Origin of the sequence: Collimonas fungivorans Ter331 (assembly GCF_000221045.1) — a bacterium.
GTDB classification, from domain to species: domain Bacteria; phylum Pseudomonadota; class Gammaproteobacteria; order Burkholderiales; family Burkholderiaceae_D; genus Collimonas; species Collimonas fungivorans_A.
This window is the reverse complement of the sequence record NC_015856.1, coordinates 4,436,034-4,453,380: the sequence shown is the minus strand read 5'-3', so window position 1 is coordinate 4,453,380 and position 17,347 is coordinate 4,436,034. Positions and strand designations below refer to the sequence as shown.

The window sequence follows — 17,347 nt, the reverse complement described above, 5'->3', positions numbered from 1 at the left end:
CGTCGACAAGCGATGGCAGATTGCGTTAAAGTGAAAGTGTTAATGGAAAGTAACCAGGGAGTAGCGGCCATGACCAAGGAAGTTGCAGTTTTAGGGGGCGGATGCTTCTGGTGCCTGGAGGCGGTTTACCAGGAAATAAAGGGTGTGCAGCAGGTCGAATCGGGGTATACCGGCGGCCAGGTAGCCAACCCAAGCTATGAACAGGTCTGCGAAGGCACGACCGGCCATGCCGAAGTAGTCGCGGTGACATTCGACACCGACCAGATCAGCTTCCGCGAGTTATTGGAAATCTTCTTTACGATCCACGACCCGACCACCCTGAACCGGCAGGGCAACGACGTCGGCACGCAATACCGTTCCGCGATTTATTACCAGTCGCCGCAGCAGGAGACCGAAGCCAAGAAAGTGATGGCGGAAATGGCGAATGTCTGGGATGCCCCCATCGTCACCGAGTTAAGCCCTGCCGAGACCTATTACAAGGCCGAGGATTACCACCAGAATTATTTCCGCCAGCATCCTCTGCAAGGCTATTGCGCATTCGTGGTTGCGCCCAAAGTGGCAAAGCTGCGCAAGATCTTTATCGACAAGGTTATCGCTAGTTGAGCAATGATCCACTGTTCCAGGCGGAACAGTGGATAGGCGCTGATTATTGCGCGGCCTGGTAAATATAGTCGCGCGACCAAGGCAGCGTGCTCGCGCTGCGGCCGGCCTTGCGGCACACCACCTGGTACAGCGACACCCAGTCGCGTTCGAAGCCGTAGGAACTGCCGGCCAGGTACACGCGCCAGATGCGGAAGCGCCGGTCATCCACGGTTTTCCTGACTTCATCGGCGCGTGCTTCCAGGTTGTCCGCCCAGATGCCGCAGGTCTTGGCATAGTGGCGCCGCAGGTTTTCCACATCGAATACTTCCAGGCCGCCTTCCTGCATGGTCTTCAGCACCATGCCGATATGCGGCAGCTCGCCGTGCGGGAATACGTACTTGTCGATGAATTCGCCGCCGCCGTAGGGCGATTCGCCATTGTCGATGTCGGTGGTGGTGATGCCGTGGTTCATGGCGATGCCGTCGTCCGTCAGCAAGCTGCGGATGCGCGAGAAATACATGGGCAGGTTATTCAGGCCGACATGCTCGAACATGCCGACGCTGGTGATGCGGTCGAAGCTGCCGGTGATGTCGCGGTAGTCTTGCAGGCGGATTTCTACCCGGTCTTCCAGGCCGGCCTGCTTTACCCTTTCCTTGGCCAATGCATACTGGTTTTCCGAGAGCGTGATGCCGACGCATTTGGCGCCGAATTTCTGCGCCGCCCGCAATACCAGGGCGCCCCAGCCGCAGCCGATGTCGAGCAGGGTCTGGCCCGGCTGGACCTGGATCTTGGTCAGGATGTGATCGATTTTTTTCAGCTGCGCCGTATCCAGGTCTTCATCGCCGTTCTCGAAATAGGCGCAGGAATAGACCATGTTCTGGTCCAGCCACAGCTTGTAGAAATCGTTGGAGACGTCGTAGTGGTAGCGGATCGCTTCCGCGTCCTTTTCCTTGTTGTGGCGGAAGGTGCGGGTGATGCGGGAGAATTTCCCGTCCGCTTTCAGCGTATTGGCCGCCAATGCATTGCCGACGGCGATGATTTCCCTGATTTTTCCTTCGACTTCGATCTTGCCTTCGACATACGCCTCGCCGAGATTGGCGAGGGATGGCGTCAGCAGGTAGGTGAGGGCGGAGGCATGCGGTACGCGTACCGTAACGTCAGGCGTCGCATAGCTGCCAAAGTCAAACTTCTGGCCGTTCCATAATTCCAGCCGCAACGGTAATGCGGCGCGGTGGCGGACTTCATTTACCCAGTTCTCAAGCTTCTTTTCCCAGAACACGATTTCTCCTCCGGTGATTAAATACTTGTACTAGTGGACTCAAGCGGCCGGCCTTGACCGATAACGCTGAACTAGGGTTGAAGGCGTTGCCGCCGCCAGTTGCCATCCGCGTCCAGGGTATACAGAATCCGGTCATGCAAACGCGACCGCCGTCCTTGCCAAAATTCTACCGTATCCGGCAAAAGTCTGTAGCCGCCCCAATGATTCGGCCGCGGCGGGTGATCGCCGAACTCTTTTTCGGCCTTCGCATATTCTGCTTCGAGCAGGTCGCGGCTGCCGATCGGCTGGCTTTGTGCCGATGCGATCGCGCCGAGGCGGCTGCGCAGCGGCCGGCTGTGGAAGTAAGCGTCGCTTTCGCTTTCCGAGACGCGTTCGACCTTGCCTTCGATGCGCACCTGGCGTTCCAGCGCAACCCAGTGAAACAGCAGCGCGCCGTAGGGATGCTCCAGCAGCTCATGGCCCTTGCGGCTGTCGAAATTGGTGAACCAGGTGAAACCGCGTTCATCGAATTGCTTGATCAGCACGATGCGCGACGAGGGGCGGCCGTTGCGGCCGACAGTCGCCAGGCTCATCGCATTCGCTTCCGGCACTTCCGCCTGGATCGCTTCATCGAACCAGGTTCCGAATTGCGTAATCGGATCGGCGGCGCTGTCTGCTTCCGACAGGCTGGCCTGGCTGTAGTCGATCCTCAGGTCTGCGATAGATTGGTCCTTGCTTTGACTCATGCTGGAATACCTCGGCGTTGCTGCATTGCTGCTCCCAGCTGCTGCATCTGCTGGTCATTGAAAATGCGTTTTGCCATGGGTGCGATCCAGGTTTCTTCTTTTTCCATGTGGGCGGAATAGATGGCGGAAAATTGCTGCACGTCTTGCGGCGACAATAGCGGTGCAGCCTGCACAGGCGCGCCGTCGGCGATCTGCGTCAATTGCAGGTTGAGGGAAAGCCAAAGGCGGTCCATCTGCTGATGTTCCGCGAGGATTTCCGGCGTCAGTTTTTGCAGCAGGTCGGCATCTTCCCCTGTCGCGGTGGCGCGCAGCATCGGCAGCAGGTCGTGCTCTTCATCTGCGTGATGATGTGGCGCGCTCTGGTTGAAATAACGCATGACGTTATGGGCCGCTTGTTGCGCCTGGGCGTCGCTGCCGTGCTGCGGCACATGGTCGAGCAGGTTCTGCAGCGTGCTGAGCTGCTGGCGGATCTTGTCGTGGCAGTGCTTGAGGACAGCTATCGGCTGGCTGAAATCCGGCGCCGTGCTGATCAGTGCGTTTGGCATGATGTTGTGTCTCGTGGGTTAAGCTGGGGCGCCTTGGGCGGTTGGGTGCTTATTTGGCAACTCATCGATAAATGGCAATGTACTCATATTAAAGCACTTCAAAATAAATCCGTCTTGCGGAGCCGGTAAAATAGCGCCAATAGCGATATCCGGCCGTCCGTGGATATTTTGGCGATTGCCCATGCATCTTTTTTGTCTCCAGCCATGTCCTCATCCGTTGTACCAAGCGCTCCCGGCGCCTTTGCTCCCATTGCCGTCGACCTCGACGAAATCGATTTCGACCGCCGCTTCGGCGGCATCGCGCGCCTGTACGGCGCCGCCGCGCTGGCGCGCTTCCTGCAGGCGCATGTCTGCGTGATAGGCGTCGGCGGCGTCGGTTCCTGGGCGATCGAGGCGCTGGCGCGCAGCGCGATCGGCAACCTGACCATGATCGACCTGGATAACCTGGCCGAATCCAACATCAACCGCCAGATCCATGCGCTGACCGATACGCTCGGCCAGGCCAAGGTGAGCGCGCTGGCGGCGCGCATCGCCCAGATCAACCCCTATTGCCATGTCACCGAGGTGGAGGATTTCATTACAGCAGACAATTTGGCTGAAATGATAGGGACGCAGCGCTACGACTACGTGATCGACGCCATCGACAATGTGCGCGCCAAGGCGGCCTTGATCGCCTATTGCCGCGACCAAGGGATTCGCCTGATCACGATCGGCAGCGCCGGCGGCCAGGTTGATGCGACCTGCATCGAAGTGCGCGATCTGGCCAAGACCGAGCAGGAACCGTTGCTGGCCAAGGTGCGCAAGCGTTTGCGCTCCGAATACCGTTTCCCGCGCGGCGACAAGGTGCGTTTCGGCATCGATGCGGTGTTTTCCACCGAGCCCTTGAGTGCGCCGCTCAGCGCAGAGGTGTGCGCTGTCGATGCGGACGCTGCGCCCGGCGTTACCGGCCTCAATTGCGCCGGTTATGGCTCGGCAGTGGTGGTCACCGCCACTTTCGGCCTGGTTGCGGCCGGCCATGTCCTGCGCAAGCTGGCGGCGGATGCAGCCGCCGCTGCTTGACTTGCCCGTGGCGCCTCCATAGAATCCGGTGGACTATCTTTACAGGAGATCCGGTTTTGGACAGTTGTCCCAGTACCCGTGGATGGGCGCGCAGCCCGATGCAAGTCACCCGCTTTTAGTCGTCCAACGCTACGGCGCGTGAATTGACGCGCTGTAGCATCCCGGGCGATCCCGCATCGCCGCCTATCCCGCCCATTTGTTTGTGTTGCCGGCTGACCTTCAGTGCATGAAGCAGCGGCGCGCACCCATGGAATGTCGCCATCCGCCATGGCGACGCACATAGAAAGGCAGTGAAGATGGATTGGAAAATATTTACCCTGCGGGTATTGCTGGCCCTGACCTTAGGTTCGCTGATAGGGGCGGAGCGCCAGATGCGCCAGCGCATGGCCGGTTTGCGGACCAATGCGCTGGTATCGATAGGCGCGTCGTTGTTTGTCATGGTGTCGGCATTTGAATCGGATCCGCAAGGCGCAACCCGAATTGCTTCATATGTAGTGTCCGGCATCGGTTTCCTTGGCGCCGGCGTCATCATGCGTGAAGGGATCAATGTGCGCGGGCTGAATACCGCGGCGACATTGTGGTGTTCGGCAGCGGTCGGCGTGTTGTGTGGGCTCGGCCACGCGCTGGAAGCGGCCATTGGCGCCGCGGCGATCCTGGGGGCCAATGTCCTGTTGCGGGGCGTCTCTAATATGATCAACCAGCGAGACCTGCATAGCGCGACCGAAATCGAGCAGGTGTATCGCCTCTCTGTAGTATGCCGGCCGGAAGACGAGGTGCAGGTACGCACCTTGATGCTGCATATGCTCAATGGCATGCCGCACCTGGTGGTGCAGTCGCTGCACAGCGAAGACCTGGCTTCCGGCACCCAGCTGGAAGTACGGGCGGATCTGATCACTTCACCCAGCAATCACCTGCAGCTGGAACAGATAGTGAGCCGGGTCAGCCTGGAAAAGGGCGTCAGCGCCGCCCGCTGGGCAGTGCTGAACTCCGTTGATGCATAGCGGCCCGGCCCGGGAGCAGTGGGTAAAAAGGGATAAATAGAAATATTTTAAGGAAACAACGAAAAAGTACTTGCTGGGGTGAGGAAGGGTTGCTATAGTTCGCCTCCCGTTGAGAACGACGCGAAACAAACGAGGCAGCTGAGAGGTAAAAGAGGCTGTTTTGTGGGTGGAGTTTGCGAGGGGAAAAGTGGGGTTGAAGGTGATGTGGTTGGTAAGAAGTTTTTCGGAAATGCGTAAAAAAGTAGTTGACGAAAAGCTGGAAACGCCACATAATCTCATCTCTCTGCTGCTGACAAACAAAACGATTTGTCGGCGCCGCGAACCGGTAAGAAGGTGACGCGAAGTAGAAGGTTCTTTAACAATTAACAGTCGATAAGTGTGGGCGTTTGATGGAAGTGCAGCGTCATTCATGTAAATGGGTGGCGTATAACTTAAAACATTAAATGTTCACAAAAGAAGAAAATAGGTCGCTTGGTTAAACAAGTGAACTGTCAGTATTTTGAGTGAGCGATAGCAGAGATGCTAGGCAGCAATGCCACAAAACAGAGATTGAACTGAAGAGTTTGATCCTGGCTCAGATTGAACGCTGGCGGCATGCCTTACACATGCAAGTCGAACGGTAACAGGGAGCTTGCTCCGCTGACGAGTGGCGAACGGGTGAGTAATATATCGGAACGTACCTTTGAGTGGGGGATAACTAGTCGAAAGACTAGCTAATACCGCATACGATCTACGGATGAAAGTGGGGGCTCGCAAGACCTCATGCTCATAGAGCGGCCGATATCTGATTAGCTAGTTGGTGAGGTAAAGGCTCACCAAGGCATCGATCAGTAGCTGGTCTGAGAGGACGACCAGCCACACTGGGACTGAGACACGGCCCAGACTCCTACGGGAGGCAGCAGTGGGGAATTTTGGACAATGGGGGCAACCCTGATCCAGCAATGCCGCGTGAGTGAAGAAGGCCTTCGGGTTGTAAAGCTCTTTTGTCAGGGAAGAAACGGGATGTCCTAATACGATGTCCTAATGACGGTACCTGAAGAATAAGCACCGGCTAACTACGTGCCAGCAGCCGCGGTAATACGTAGGGTGCAAGCGTTAATCGGAATTACTGGGCGTAAAGCGTGCGCAGGCGGTTGTGTAAGACAGGTGTGAAATCCCCGGGCTTAACCTGGGAATGGCATTTGTGACTGCACGGCTAGAGTGTGTCAGAGGGGGGTAGAATTCCACGTGTAGCAGTGAAATGCGTAGAGATGTGGAGGAATACCGATGGCGAAGGCAGCCCCCTGGGATAACACTGACGCTCATGCACGAAAGCGTGGGGAGCAAACAGGATTAGATACCCTGGTAGTCCACGCCCTAAACGATGTCTACTAGTTGTCGGGTCTTAATTGACTTGGTAACGCAGCTAACGCGTGAAGTAGACCGCCTGGGGAGTACGGTCGCAAGATTAAAACTCAAAGGAATTGACGGGGACCCGCACAAGCGGTGGATGATGTGGATTAATTCGATGCAACGCGAAAAACCTTACCTACCCTTGACATGTACAGAATCCCGAAGAGATTTGGGAGTGTTCGAAAGAAAGCTGTAACACAGGTGCTGCATGGCTGTCGTCAGCTCGTGTCGTGAGATGTTGGGTTAAGTCCCGCAACGAGCGCAACCCTTGTCATTAGTTGCTACGAAAGGGCACTCTAATGAGACTGCCGGTGACAAACCGGAGGAAGGTGGGGATGACGTCAAGTCCTCATGGCCCTTATGGGTAGGGCTTCACACGTCATACAATGGTACATACAGAGGGCCGCCAACCCGCGAGGGGGAGCTAATCCCAGAAAGTGTATCGTAGTCCGGATTGTAGTCTGCAACTCGACTACATGAAGTTGGAATCGCTAGTAATCGCGGATCAGCATGTCGCGGTGAATACGTTCCCGGGTCTTGTACACACCGCCCGTCACACCATGGGAGCGGGTTTTACCAGAAGTAGGTAGCCTAACCGTAAGGAGGGCGCTTACCACGGTAGGATTCGTGACTGGGGTGAAGTCGTAACAAGGTAGCCGTATCGGAAGGTGCGGCTGGATCACCTCCTTTCTAGAGTTTGCATGAAAGTTAAGCGTCCACACTTATCGTCTGTTAGTTAAGAAGAACAGGTATCGGTCAAAGGCTGTCGTGCAGAGATGCATGGTAGTTGATGGTAGGCTCGTACTGATCCAAGCGGGTCTGTAGCTCAGTTGGTTAGAGCACCGTGTTGATAACGCGGGGGTCGTTGGTTCGAGCCCAACCAGACCCACCAAAGATTTCCGGGGGTTTAGCTCAGCTGGGAGAGCACCTGCTTTGCAAGCAGGGGGTCGTCGGTTCGATCCCGTCAACCTCCACCAAGTTTCCTTGGTGAGAAATAGAAATGTCAAACCTAAGTCGGTGCGCAGGAGCGGCATTGGGATTTAGGTTTGGTCTTTTTAAGATCAAAAGCAATAACTGTTCTTTAACAATTTAGAAGAAGTAGTAAAGATTCGTCCATGACAAGACATTGTTGTGGATGGGTATGATTGTATCAAATCAAAAAGTATGTAAAGAGTTCTCAAAAGAGTCCATGGGCGCAAGCTGCATGGACAATGCGAAAACACTTTGGATACGGCAAACGCTAAACTCATAGAAATACCTCTATAACCGCTTTTTACTTGTGAACGCAGGTAGAAGCTAAAGTTATAGGGACAAGTGAATAAGTGCACATGGTGGATGCCTTGGCGATATCAGGCGATGAAGGACGTAGTAGCTTGCGATAAGCTGCGGGGAGCTAGCAAACAAGCTTTGATCCGCAGATTTCCGAATGGGGAAACCCGGCCCTAGTGGTCATTGCATACTGAATACATAGGTATGCAAAGCGAACGCGGCGAACTGAAACATCTAAGTAGCTGCAGGAAAAGAAATCAACCGAGATTCCCAAAGTAGTGGCGAGCGAAATGGGAACAGCCGCAAGTTTTAGCAGTGGACATAGTAGAACGACTTGGAAACGTCGGCCATAGAGGGTGATAGCCCCTTATACGAAATGATCATTGTGGAACTAAGCTTGCAACAAGTAGGGCGGGACACGTGTAATCCTGTCTGAACATGGGGGGACCATCCTCCAAGGCTAAATACTCGATATCGACCGATAGTGAACCAGTACCGTGAGGGAAAGGCGAAAAGAACCCCGGAAGGGGAGTGAAATAGATCCTGAAACCGTGTGCATACAAACAGTAGGAGCGGACTTGTTCCGTGACTGCGTACCTTTTGTATAATGGGTCAGCGACTTACATTCAGTGGCAAGCTTAACCGTATAGGGAAGGCGTAGAGAAATCGAGTCCGAATAGGGCGTTCAGTCGCTGGGTGTAGACCCGAAACCAAGTGATCTACTCATGGCCAGGATGAAGGTGCGGTAACACGCACTGGAGGTCCGAACCCACTAATGTTGAAAAATTAGGGGATGAGCTGTGGGTAGGGGTGAAAGGCTAAACAAACTTGGAAATAGCTGGTTCTCTCCGAAAACTATTTAGGTAGTGCCTCAAGTATCACCATCGGGGGTAGAGCACTGTTATGGCTAGGGGGTCATCGAGACTTACCAAACCATTGCAAACTCCGAATACCGATGAGTGCGAGCTTGGGAGACAGACGCCGGGTGCTAACGTCCGACGTCAAGAGGGAAACAACCCAGACCGCCAGCTAAGGTCCCAAAGATTGGCTAAGTGGCAAACGAAGTGGGAAGGCTAAAACAGTCAGGAGGTTGGCTTAGAAGCAGCCATCCTTTAAAGAAAGCGTAATAGCTCACTGATCGAGTCGTCCTGCGCGGAAGATGTAACGGGGCTAAGCCAGTCACCGAAGCTGCGGATATCAATTTATTGATATGGTAGGAGAGCGTTCTGTAAGCCTGCGAAGGTGTCTTGTAAAGGATGCTGGAGGTATCAGAAGTGCGAATGCTGACATGAGTAGCGATAATGGGGGTGAAAAGCCCCCACGCCGTAAGCCCAAGGTTTCCTGTTCAACGTTCATCGGAGCAGGGTGAGTCGGCCCCTAAGGCGAGGCAGAGATGCGTAGCTGATGGGAAGCAGGTTAATATTCCTGCACCGTCGTTAGATGCGATGGGGGGACGGATCGCGGAAGGTTGTCCGGGTGTTGGAAGTCCCGGTTCCTATATCAGAGAAGGCTGTTAGGCAAATCCGGCAGCGTAATTCAAGGGTATGGGACGAGCCAATTTATTGGTGAAGCAATCGGAAGTGGTTCCAAGAAAAGCCTCTAAGCTTCAGTCTAACGAGACCGTACCGCAAACCGACACAGGTGGGCGAGATGAGTATTCTAAGGCGCTTGAGAGAACTCGGGAGAAGGAACTCGGCAAATTTGTACCGTAACTTCGGGATAAGGTACGCCCATGTAGTTTGACTGGCCTGCGCCAGAAGGACGAAAGGGCTGCAATAAAAAGGTGGCTGCGACTGTTTAATAAAAACACAGCACTCTGCAAACACGAAAGTGGACGTATAGGGTGTGACGCCTGCCCGGTGCTGGAAGATTAAATGATGGGGTGCAAGCTCTTGATTGAAGTCCCAGTAAACGGCGGCCGTAACTATAACGGTCCTAAGGTAGCGAAATTCCTTGTCGGGTAAGTTCCGACCTGCACGAATGGCGTAACGATGGCCACACTGTCTCCTCCCGAGACTCAGCGAAGTTGAAATGTTTGTGATGATGCAATCTACCCGCGGCTAGACGGAAAGACCCCATGAACCTTTACTGTAGCTTTGCATTGGACTTTGAACCAATCTGTGTAGGATAGGTGGGAGGCTTTGAAGCGGGGACGCTAGTTCTCGTGGAGCCAACCTTGAAATACCACCCTGGTTTGTTTGAGGTTCTAACCTTGGTCCGTTATCCGGATCGGGGACAGTGCATGGTAGGCAGTTTGACTGGGGCGGTCTCCTCCCAAAGTGTAACGGAGGAGTTCGAAGGTACGCTAGGTACGGTCGGACATCGTGCTAATAGTGCAATGGCATAAGCGTGCTTAACTGCGAGACTGACAAGTCGAGCAGGTACGAAAGTAGGACATAGTGATCCGGTGGTTCTGTATGGAAGGGCCATCGCTCAACGGATAAAAGGTACTCTGGGGATAACAGGCTGATTCCTCCCAAGAGTTCATATCGACGGGGGAGTTTGGCACCTCGATGTCGGCTCATCACATCCTGGGGCTGTAGCCGGTCCCAAGGGTATGGCTGTTCGCCATTTAAAGTGGTACGTGAGCTGGGTTTAAAACGTCGTGAGACAGTTTGGTCCCTATCTGCCGTGGGCGTTGGAAATTTGAAGGGGGCTGCTCCTAGTACGAGAGGACCGGAGTGGACGAACCTCTGGTGTACCGGTTGTCACGCCAGTGGCATTGCCGGGTAGCTAAGTTCGGAAGAGATAACCGCTGAAAGCATCTAAGCGGGAAACTTGCCTTAAGATGATATTTCCCGGGAACTAGATTCCCCTAAAGGGTCGTTCGAGACCAGGACGTTGATAGGCTGGGTGTGGAAGCGTAGTAATACGTTAAGCTAACCAGTACTAATTGCCCGTGAGGCTTGTCCCTATAACCTTAGCAGGTTATATGATGAGCTTTTTTGTTTGCCAAGGTGACTATCCTCAACGATAGCAACACCGTTTGGACATTCATACCCAACCGGGTTCACTCACCCTAGTGAACTCGGTATAAAAAACTACTTCTTCTAAATTGCGTTCTTTGTTGCTCCAACCGGAGAACAAAAACGATACAAGTTATGCCTGATGACCATAGCGAGTTGGTACCACCCCTTCCCATCCCGAACAGGACCGTGAAACGACTTTGCGCCGATGATAGTGCTGCAACCAGTGTGAAAGTAGGTCATCGTCAGGCTTTTATTAAAAAACCCTCTGCATTCAACATGCAGAGGGTTTTTGCTTTGGGAAAACGGTTTACAATTACCAGCCCAATTGAAGGGCAATCGAACATGTCTGCCGCAAATCCCCCGCCTATCAGCCTGGTTCAGGCAATTGAAACGGATTTTGAAGAACTGCTGGCGTTGCGCATAGACGCCATGCGCGAAAGCCTGGAACGCATCGGCCGCTTCGACCCGGTTCGCGCAAGGGAACGATTGCGCTCCAGTTTTTCGGCAATGCACACACGGCATGTAGCGGTCGACGGCCAGCGGCTGGGTTTTGTGGTGGTCAAACCTGCTCACGGTCAATTACTGCTCGATCATCTCTATATCCGCCCCGGCAACCAGGGGAAAGGAATCGGCGCCGCTGTCCTTGCGCAAGTCTTTAAAGAAGCCGACGCGCTGTCACTGCCGGTGCGTGTCGGCGCCCTGAGAGGAAGCGATGCCAACCGTTTTTATCAGCGCCATGGCTTTGAATTCCTTGCGGAAGAGGAATGGGATATCTATTATCTTCGTCCATCACGATAGCCTTGCTCCAGCGGCCACGCCATCCATCGAACGCTGGACAGCGGCCGAGCAGGCAATACGACACTAAGCAATCCATCCCGGCAGACCTGCGCACGGTCATCAGCGCGTAACAAAGTGCTGGCACGATGTAAACGTTTACATCGCGGATAAAATTGTGCGTCCATCCATCAAACAGGTAGCCCTGGAAGCCGGCGTATCGATCGCTACGGTATCGCGTCTGCTGAACAAGCCGGATTCGGTCAGCATCGATTCCGCCAGCAGGATTAACCAGGCAATCGAAGTCCTCGGTTTCCGCCCGAATTTCACCGGACGCAACTTACGCGCCGGACGCTCGCGCACGGTCGGCGTGGTGGTGCCGACCTTGTCCAACACGGTATTTGCACAATGCCTGCAAGGAGTGGAAACGGCGGCGCGCCAGCGCGACTATTCGGTCATGTTCACCGCAACCGAATATCGCCAGCAGGATGAGTCCGCTGCCGTCGAATTGTTGCTGGCGCATCGCGTCGACGGCATCATCCTCACCGTCACCAACGCCGACGCGAGCAGCACGCTGGATGTGCTAGACCGCGAACGCATCCCGTATGTACTGGTGTACAACCAGCCGCAACAGACGGCACGGCCATCCGTGTCAGTCGATAACCGGGCCGCGGCACATGAGGCAGTAAGCCACCTGATCAATCTCGGCCATATCCGGATCCAGATGCTGTCCGGACAATTCCACGCTTCCGACCGGGCCCTGCAACGCTATCACGGCTACCGGCAGGCAATGCACGAGCATGGATTGCAAGTGCTGACGCCAATTGAAATTCCTCGCCATACCTATGCCGCACTCTCCTCCGAGCACCTGCAAATCTTCCGGGATCCCTTGCGGCGGCCAAGCGCGCTGTTCTGTTCCAACGATTTGCTGGCGCTGAGCGTGATGCGCGATCTGCGCGCAATTGGCTTGCGCGTGCCTGACGATGTATCGGTGATGGGTTTCGACGGCATCCCGCTAGGTGAGCTGATGGATCCGATGCTGAGCAGCGTCGCCCAGCCATCCGAGCAGATCGGCAAGCTGGCGCTGCGCACGCTGGTGCGTGCAATCGAGGAGCCGCAAGACGGCCAGGGGCCGGCATCCACGCAATTATTGCCTCACACCGTCCGTCTGGGCGGTTCGGTCAGAACTTTTCACAGTTAAATTCAAGAAAGGAACCAGCATGCGCTTAGCACGTGTTTTCCATGCGATGGCCGCCGCCGTCGCCCTCGCTGCATCGGCCCATGCCTTTGCGCAAAACGCAATCTGCTACAACTGTCCGCCCGAATGGGCTGACTGGGCAACGCAGATCAAGACCATCAAGGACAAGACCGGCATCACGGTGCCGCCCGATAACAAGAACAGCGGCCAGTCGCTGTCGCAGATCATCGCTGAAAAAGCCAGCCCGGTGGCCGACTTCACCTATGTCGGCGTGACCTTCGGCATTGAAGCCAAGAAAAATGAGGTCGTGGCTCCTTACAAGCCGGCCGGCTGGAATGACATTCCGGCCGACCTGAAAGATCCCGACGGTTATTGGTTCACTATCCATTCCGGCACCATGGGTCTGATGGTGAATGTCGATGCGCTCAAGGGGAAACCGGTGCCGCGTTCCTGGCAGGACTTGCTGAAGCCGGAATACAAGGGGCTGATCGGCTATCTCGACCCGGCCAGCGCTTTTGTCGGCTATGTCGGTGCAGTGGCGGTCAACCAGGCATTGGGCGGCACCCTGGACAATTTCACGCCAGGCATGAATTATTTCAAGGCGCTGCAAAAAAACCAGCCCATCGTGCCTAAGCAGACTTCTTATGCACGCCTGTTGTCTGGCGAGATCCCGATTCTGTTCGGTTATGACTTCGATGCCTATCGCGCCAAATACAAAGACAAAGCCAACGTCGCGTTTGTGATCCCTAGCGAAGGAACGGTGACGGTGCCGTATGTGGTCAGCCTGGTGAAGAACGGCCCGAATCCTGCCAATGCCAAGAAGGTACTCGATTTCCTGCTATCCAACGAAGGCCAGGCGATCTGGGCTAATGCCTACCTGCGGCCGGTGCGTGCTTCCGCCATTTCCAAGGAAGCCCAGTCACGCTTCCTGCCGGCTGCGGAATATGCCCGCGCCAAGCCGGTCGATTACGGCAAGATGGCCGAGGTCCAGCGCAAATTCAGCGAACGTTATCAGGCTGAACTGCGGTGAAGCGGAGTAGCCAGAAGCGGCGCACGCCAGCCGGGCGCCATGTTTACCTGCTGTTTGCGGCGCCAGGCGTGACCTTGTTCCTGGCCTTCTGGCTGCTGCCGATGCTGCGCCTGGTGGAAGTCGGCGCCAGCGGGCCGAGCGGCGCCGCAGCGTATCTTGCCGTGCTGACCAACCGCCACTATTTCACCAGCCTGATGTTGACCTTGCTGTTGTCGGCCGCAGTCACATTGGCGACATTGATGATTTCTTCCCTGGTCGGGCTGTTTTTGCAGCGTAACCGTTTTGCCGGCAAAGCGGTGCTGCTGGCCATGCTGACTTTCCCGCTGGCGTTTCCCGGGGTGGTGGTCGGTTTCATGGTGATCATGCTGGCCGGCCGCCAGGGCTTGATTGGCGCCGTGACAAACTGGCTGTTCGGCGACGCCTGGGTATTCGCCTATTCGCTGGGCGGCCTGTTCCTGGGCTATCTCTATTTTTCGATTCCGCGCGTGATCTTGACGGTGATGGCGGCGGCGGAAAAACTCGATCCGGCGCTGGAAGAAGCGGCGCGCTCGCTAGGCGCCAATCCGCTGCGAGTGTTTGCCGATATCGTGCTGCCGGCTTTGGCGCCGGCGCTGGTGTCCTCCGGCGCGATCTGTTTTGCCACCAGCGTCGGCGCTTTTGGCACCGCCTTCACGCTGGCGACCAATATTGATGTATTGCCTATGGCGATCTATAACGAATTTACCAGCTATGCCAATTTTTCGATGGCCGCCGCGCTGTCGATCGTATTGGGAGCGACCACCTGGCTGGTGCTGGCGCTGGCGCGTTCATGGTCAGGCAATGCGGCGGGAGCAGCGGCATGAAGCATTCTTTCCGCTTTTACCTGCAGCTGGCATTCACTTTGCTGGTGTGCGCATTCCTGATCGTGCCTATCGTATTGTCGATGCTGGCCGGCGTCACCGAGAATTTCTTCGTCGGCTGGTCCAGCGGTTTCACTCTACGCTGGGTGATGCAGGTCTGGGACACCTATCAGCAGACCATCTGGCGTTCGATTGCCATCGCATTGGCCTGCCTGGCAGTCACTACCGCCGCCGGCGTGCCGCTGGCTTACATGCTGGCGCGGCACCGGGGCGGCAACAGCCGGCTGGCGCGCGTGATCGAAGAACTGCTGATGATGCCGGTAGCTGTGCCGGGGCTGGCGACGGCACTGGCCCTGATCATGGCGTACGGCCAGTACCGGGAGTTTCGCGGCAGCCTGCTGTTTATCCTGATCGGCCATGTGCTGTTTACGCTGCCGTTCATGGTGCGTCCGGTGCTGGCGGTAATGCAGTCGTCGCAATTGTCGGTGCTGGAGGAAGCCGCGGCCAGCCTTGGCGCGGGACTGGGGCAGCGGTTCTTCGGGATCGTGATTCCCAACGTGTTTTCAGGCATCCTTGCCGGCGCCCTGATGGTGGTGACCTTGTCGATAGGCGAATTCAACATCACCTGGATGCTGCATACACCCCTGACCATGACCCTGCCGGTCGGGCTGGCCGACAGTTATGCCTCGATGCGGCTCGAAGTCGGCTCCGCATATACGCTGATCTTCTTCCTGATGATCATTCCACTGCTGATCGCCATGCAATGGGTGACGCATGCCACACGCTCAAGAGTCCGTTTATGAAAAATGCTGTTTCCATCCAACTAATCCAGTGCGGTAAAACCTTCGCCAACGGCGCACAGGCGCTGCAGCCGATAGAGCTGGCAATCCAGCCTGGGGAAACCGTCGTCCTGCTAGGGCCGTCCGGCTGCGGCAAGACCACCACCTTGCGCCTGATTGCCGGACTCGAGTTTCCGGACGCAGGCGGCCAGGTCCTGTTCGGCGGTGAAGACGTCACCGCTTTGCCGATAGAAAAACGCGGCGTCGGCATGGTGTTTCAGAATTACGCCTTGTTTCCCAACATGACGGTCGGCGAAAACATTGCCTATGGCTTGAAGATCCGCAAAATGCCGGCAGCCCAGCGCCAGGCAAAAATCGAAATGCTGCTGGAGATGGTGCACCTGCAAGGATTGAGCCACAGGCGCATCGACCAGTTGTCGGGCGGTCAAAAACAACGGGTCGCGCTGGCCCGTGCGTTGGCGGTCGAACCCAAGGTGCTGCTGCTGGATGAGCCATTGACCGCGCTGGACGCCAAACTGCGCGAAACCTTGCGCGCCGATCTCAACCAGCTGTTGCGCAAGCTCGGCATCACGGCAATCTATGTGACGCACGATCAAGGCGAGGCCATGGCGCTGGGCGACCGGGTAGTCGTGATGGAGCGCGGCAGGATTGCGCAGATCGGCAGTCCGCAGGATATCTACTATCGCCCTGCCAGCCATTTTGTAGCCGATTTCATCGGCACCATGAACCGGGTGACGGGCAGGGTGCACGATGGCTACCTGCGATTTGCCGGCGGCATGCTGCCGTTCGCCGCAACGTCGCCGGCGCCGGCGGCAACGCTGATGTTCCGGCCGGAAGATGTGGAAGTCGTCGCCGATGGCGTGGCCGGCGCGAATATGCAGGGCGCTGTGTTGTCCACATTCTTCCTGGGCGACCGGACGCGCCTGGTGATCGATATTGGTGCTGAACAGCCGGTCATCGTGGAAACCGGCAGGCGCGCTTCCTGGCGGGCAGGCGAACCTATCGCATTGCGCGTAGCGGAACATGCGCTGCTGCACTTTAACCATGGAGCAGCCGCATGATTCTTTGCCAGATTTCCGATTTGCACATCAAGGCAGGCGGCAAAAAATCGTACCGCATCGTCGATACGGCTGAAAGCCTGAGGCGTTGCGTGGCGCAGGTCAATCAGCTCAGGCAGCGGCCCGATGCGGTAGTACTGACCGGCGACCTGGTCGATTTCGGCAAGCCGCAGGAATATGCATTCCTGCGCCAGCTGCTGCAGCCTCTGGCCATGCCTTACTACCTGCTGCCGGGTAACCACGATGAGCGCAGCGCTTTGCGTGCGGCGTTTCCCGATCATGCTTACCTGCGGCAAAGCGCAGGCAGGATCGAATATGTCATCGACGACTATGCTTTGCGCATTGTCGCTCTGGACACAGTCATTCCGCAGGCCAGCGGCGGGGCGCTGGCGCCGGCCAGCCTGGCCTGGCTGGACCAGGTATTGCAAGCCCAGCCAGATAAACCGACAGTCATTGTGATGCACCATCCACCGTTCAAGACTGGCATCGGCCATATGGATCAGATAGGTCTGGCGCAGCCGCAGGCATTGGCTGAGGTGGTGCGCCGCCACCCGCAGGTCGAGCGCATTCTTTGCGGCCATTTGCACCGAAGCATCCAGGTGCGCTTCGGCGGTACGATCGCCTCCACCTGTCCCGGTGTCGCGCACCAGGTGGCGCTGGATCTCAGCCCGCAAGCCGCCTCGCAGTTCGTCATGGAGCCGCCGGCTTTCCAGCTGCACCTGTGGGATGCGGAAACCGGCTTGATCAGCCATACCGCCTATGTCGGCGAATTCGACGGCCCCTATCCGTTCTACGATGGCGGCAGCCTGATCGATTAAACCAGGCTG

13 protein-coding genes, 2 tRNA genes and 3 rRNA genes are annotated in these 17,347 nt (G+C 56.3%); 15 read left to right on the top strand and 3 right to left on the bottom strand.

All coding sequences use genetic code 11. The annotated features are described in order from the left end of the window. Nucleotides 1–69: 69 nt before the first annotated feature. Entirely contained in the window at nucleotides 70–603 is a 534-nt protein-coding gene (gene msrA, locus CFU_RS19720) for a peptide-methionine (S)-S-oxide reductase MsrA (RefSeq protein WP_041742501.1), read from the top strand. Between the two features lie 43 nt (nucleotides 604–646). Here msrA and CFU_RS19715 read toward each other — a convergent pair whose 3' ends face one another. The 3 genes from CFU_RS19715 to CFU_RS19705 all read right to left on the bottom strand — a co-directional run bounded on the left by CFU_RS19715 (nucleotide 647) and on the right by CFU_RS19705 (nucleotide 3,131). Continuing rightward, nucleotides 647–1,861 (bottom strand): SAM-dependent methyltransferase, encoded by a 1,215-nt coding sequence (locus tag CFU_RS19715; protein WP_014007755.1) that lies wholly within the window; start codon nucleotides 1,859–1,861, stop codon nucleotides 647–649. A 71-nt stretch (nucleotides 1,862–1,932) separates the two neighbouring features. Continuing rightward, on the bottom strand, nucleotides 1,933–2,586 hold the full coding sequence (gene pdxH / locus CFU_RS19710; RefSeq protein ID WP_014007754.1) for a pyridoxamine 5'-phosphate oxidase: 654 nt from the start codon (nucleotides 2,584–2,586) through the stop codon (nucleotides 1,933–1,935). Beyond that, nucleotides 2,583–3,131: a hemerythrin domain-containing protein gene (locus tag CFU_RS19705; RefSeq protein WP_014007753.1), complete on the bottom strand. Its 549-nt coding sequence runs from the start codon at nucleotides 3,129–3,131 to the stop codon at nucleotides 2,583–2,585. The genes pdxH and CFU_RS19705 overlap by 4 nt, the downstream gene beginning before the upstream one ends. A 204-nt stretch (nucleotides 3,132–3,335) precedes the next feature. On the opposite strand from CFU_RS19705, the gene tcdA reads away from it, so the two are divergent. The 14 genes from tcdA to CFU_RS19635 all read left to right on the top strand — a co-directional run bounded on the left by tcdA (nucleotide 3,336) and on the right by CFU_RS19635 (nucleotide 17,338). Then, entirely contained in the window at nucleotides 3,336–4,190 is an 855-nt protein-coding gene (gene tcdA / locus CFU_RS19700; RefSeq protein WP_041742500.1) for a tRNA cyclic N6-threonylcarbamoyladenosine(37) synthase TcdA, read from the top strand. 296 nt (nucleotides 4,191–4,486) lie between these two features. Beyond that, nucleotides 4,487–5,191, top strand: a complete 705-nt coding sequence (locus CFU_RS19695) for an MgtC/SapB family protein (RefSeq protein ID WP_041742498.1) — start codon at nucleotides 4,487–4,489, stop codon at nucleotides 5,189–5,191. 551 nt (nucleotides 5,192–5,742) lie between these two features. Then, a 16S ribosomal RNA gene (locus CFU_RS19690) occupies nucleotides 5,743–7,273 on the top strand. 125 nt (nucleotides 7,274–7,398) lie between these two features. Then, a tRNA-Ile gene (locus CFU_RS19685) sits at nucleotides 7,399–7,475 on the top strand. A gap of 9 nt (nucleotides 7,476–7,484) precedes the next feature. After that, nucleotides 7,485–7,560: transfer RNA gene (locus tag CFU_RS19680), tRNA-Ala, on the top strand. Nucleotides 7,561–7,891: 331 nt separating this feature from the next. Further along, nucleotides 7,892–10,766: ribosomal RNA gene (locus tag CFU_RS19675) — 23S ribosomal RNA — on the top strand. Nucleotides 10,767–10,956: 190 nt separating this feature from the next. Next, nucleotides 10,957–11,069 (top strand): 5S ribosomal RNA (gene rrf / locus CFU_RS19670). Together the 16S, 23S and 5S rRNA genes with 2 tRNA genes alongside form the textbook arrangement of a ribosomal RNA operon. Before the next feature lie 94 nt (nucleotides 11,070–11,163). Beyond that, on the top strand, nucleotides 11,164–11,619 hold the full coding sequence (locus CFU_RS19665; protein ID WP_041742497.1) for a GNAT family N-acetyltransferase: 456 nt from the start codon (nucleotides 11,164–11,166) through the stop codon (nucleotides 11,617–11,619). Nucleotides 11,620–11,773: 154 nt separating this feature from the next. Next, the gene (locus CFU_RS19660; protein ID WP_014007750.1) at nucleotides 11,774–12,796 is read left to right on the top strand and encodes a LacI family DNA-binding transcriptional regulator; all 1,023 of its coding nucleotides are present in this window, start codon (nucleotides 11,774–11,776) and stop codon (nucleotides 12,794–12,796) included. Nucleotides 12,797–12,815: 19 nt separating this feature from the next. Next, nucleotides 12,816–13,823: an ABC transporter substrate-binding protein gene (locus CFU_RS19655; RefSeq protein WP_041742496.1), complete on the top strand. Its 1,008-nt coding sequence runs from the start codon at nucleotides 12,816–12,818 to the stop codon at nucleotides 13,821–13,823. Next, nucleotides 13,820–14,665, top strand: coding sequence for an ABC transporter permease (locus CFU_RS19650; protein WP_014007748.1), 846 nt, complete (start codon nucleotides 13,820–13,822; stop codon nucleotides 14,663–14,665). The genes CFU_RS19655 and CFU_RS19650 overlap by 4 nt, the downstream gene beginning before the upstream one ends. Continuing rightward, nucleotides 14,662–15,465, top strand: a complete 804-nt coding sequence (locus CFU_RS19645; RefSeq protein WP_041742495.1) for an ABC transporter permease — start codon at nucleotides 14,662–14,664, stop codon at nucleotides 15,463–15,465. The genes CFU_RS19650 and CFU_RS19645 overlap by 4 nt, the downstream gene beginning before the upstream one ends. After that, a complete protein-coding gene (locus tag CFU_RS19640) occupies nucleotides 15,462–16,523 on the top strand; it encodes an ABC transporter ATP-binding protein (RefSeq protein WP_041742494.1) in 1,062 nt (353 codons plus the stop codon). The genes CFU_RS19645 and CFU_RS19640 overlap by 4 nt, the downstream gene beginning before the upstream one ends. Next, nucleotides 16,520–17,338, top strand: a complete 819-nt coding sequence (locus tag CFU_RS19635) for a phosphodiesterase (protein ID WP_014007745.1) — start codon at nucleotides 16,520–16,522, stop codon at nucleotides 17,336–17,338. Before CFU_RS19640 ends, CFU_RS19635 begins: the two co-directional genes overlap by 4 nt. Nucleotides 17,339–17,347 lie beyond the last annotated feature (9 nt).

What these genes read in the sequence shown, in the direction of transcription:
- msrA (WP_041742501.1), top strand. Translation starts at nt 70, where the DNA reads ATGACCAAGGAAGTTGCAGTTTTAGGGGGCGGATGCTTCTGGTGCCTG.
- pdxH (WP_014007754.1), bottom strand. Translation starts at nt 2,586, where the DNA reads ATGAGTCAAAGCAAGGACCAATCTATCGCAGACCTGAGGATCGACTAC.
- CFU_RS19705 (WP_014007753.1), bottom strand. Translation starts at nt 3,131, where the DNA reads ATGCCAAACGCACTGATCAGCACGGCGCCGGATTTCAGCCAGCCGATA.
- tcdA (WP_041742500.1), top strand. Translation starts at nt 3,336, where the DNA reads ATGTCCTCATCCGTTGTACCAAGCGCTCCCGGCGCCTTTGCTCCCATT.
- CFU_RS19695 (WP_041742498.1), top strand. Translation starts at nt 4,487, where the DNA reads ATGGATTGGAAAATATTTACCCTGCGGGTATTGCTGGCCCTGACCTTA.
- CFU_RS19665 (WP_041742497.1), top strand. Translation starts at nt 11,164, where the DNA reads ATGTCTGCCGCAAATCCCCCGCCTATCAGCCTGGTTCAGGCAATTGAA.
- CFU_RS19655 (WP_041742496.1), top strand. Translation starts at nt 12,816, where the DNA reads ATGCGCTTAGCACGTGTTTTCCATGCGATGGCCGCCGCCGTCGCCCTC.
- CFU_RS19645 (WP_041742495.1), top strand. Translation starts at nt 14,662, where the DNA reads ATGAAGCATTCTTTCCGCTTTTACCTGCAGCTGGCATTCACTTTGCTG.
- CFU_RS19640 (WP_041742494.1), top strand. Translation starts at nt 15,462, where the DNA reads ATGAAAAATGCTGTTTCCATCCAACTAATCCAGTGCGGTAAAACCTTC.
- CFU_RS19635 (WP_014007745.1), top strand. Translation starts at nt 16,520, where the DNA reads ATGATTCTTTGCCAGATTTCCGATTTGCACATCAAGGCAGGCGGCAAA.